The organism is Streptomyces sp. NPDC001508 (assembly GCF_040298665.1).
GTDB lineage: Bacteria > Actinomycetota > Actinomycetes > Streptomycetales > Streptomycetaceae > Streptomyces.
The window spans coordinates 1-1,391 of the sequence record NZ_JBEPAP010000167.1 but is presented as its reverse complement, the minus strand read 5'-3'; the positions used below and the strand labels follow the sequence as shown (position 1 = coordinate 1,391).

General features: G+C 66.3%; 1 protein-coding gene. It reads left to right on the top strand.

What is annotated here, in order from left to right; all coding sequences use genetic code 11:
- On the top strand, positions 1–1,391 hold a 1,391-nt coding region (gene pgi, locus ABT245_RS45900; RefSeq protein ID WP_351747124.1), incomplete at both ends, for a glucose-6-phosphate isomerase.

The following is a 1,391-nucleotide window of genomic DNA, read 5'->3' as shown; positions in this document are numbered from 1 at the left end:
TGCTCCAGGAACTGGCCGTGGCGTGTGATGTGTTCGGGCTGCGGGACGCGATGTTCCGTGGGGAGAAGATCAATGTCACGGAGGACCGGGCGGTGCTGCACACGGCGTTGCGTGCGCCGCGGGACGCGGTGATCGAGGTCGACGGGGAGAACGTGGTTCCCGCGGTGCATGCGGTGCTCGACAGGATGGCTGATTTCGCCGAGCGGGTGCGTTCCGGTGCCTGGACGGGTCATACCGGCAGGCGGATCAGGAATGTGGTGAACATCGGGATCGGTGGTTCGGATCTGGGTCCGGCGATGGCGTACGAGGCGCTGCGGGCGTACACGGTGCGGGAGATGACGTTCCGGTTCGTGTCGAACGTGGACGGTGCGGATCTGTATGAGGCGGTGCGTGATCTGGATCCGGCGGAGACCTTGTTCATCGTCGCGTCGAAGACGTTCACGACCATCGAGACCATCACCAATGCGACGTCGGCCCGTAACTGGCTGTTGGCGGGGCTGGGCGGGGACGGGAAGGCGGTGGCGCGGCATTTCGTGGCGCTGTCGACGAACGCGGAGAAGGTGGCCGGGTTCGGTATCGACCCGGAGAACATGTTCGAGTTCTGGGACTGGGTCGGGGGGCGTTACTCGTTCGACTCGGCGGTCGGTCTGTCGTTGATGGTCGCGGTCGGTCCGGAGCGTTTCGGGGAGATGCTGGCCGGTTTCCGTGTGGTCGACGAGCATTTCCGTACGGCGCCGGCGGAGGCGAATGTGCCGCTGCTGCTGGGGCTGCTGGGTGTGTGGTACGGGGGTTTCTTCGACGCGCAGTCGCATGCGGTGCTGCCCTACAGCCACTATCTGTCCCGGTTCACGGCCTATCTGCAGCAGCTGGACATGGAGTCCAACGGCAAGTCCGTGGACCGTCAGGGGAATTGGGTGGGGTGGCAGACGGGGCCGGTGGTGTGGGGCACGCCGGGCACGAACGGGCAGCATGCCTACTACCAGCTGATCCATCAGGGCACGAAGGTGATCCCGGCGGACTTCATCGGGTTCGCGGAGCCGGTGGCCGGGCTGAGCGGTGAACTCAGGGCGCAGCATGATCTGTTGATGGCGAACTTCTTCGCCCAGACCCAGGCGCTCGCTTTCGGCAGGACGCCTGGCCAGGTGCGGGCGGAGGGGGTCGCCGAGGAGCTGGTGGCGCACCGGACGTTCCGGGGTGACCATCCGACGACGACGATCCTCGCGCGGGAGCTGACCCCGTCGGTGCTGGGGCAGCTGATCGCGTTGTACGAGCACAAGGTGTTCGTCCAGGGCGCGATCTGGGACATCGACTCCTTCGACCAGTGGGGCGTGGAGCTGGGCAAGGTCCTCGCCAAACGCGTCGAGCCCGCACTCACCGAGGGCACCGAGGTC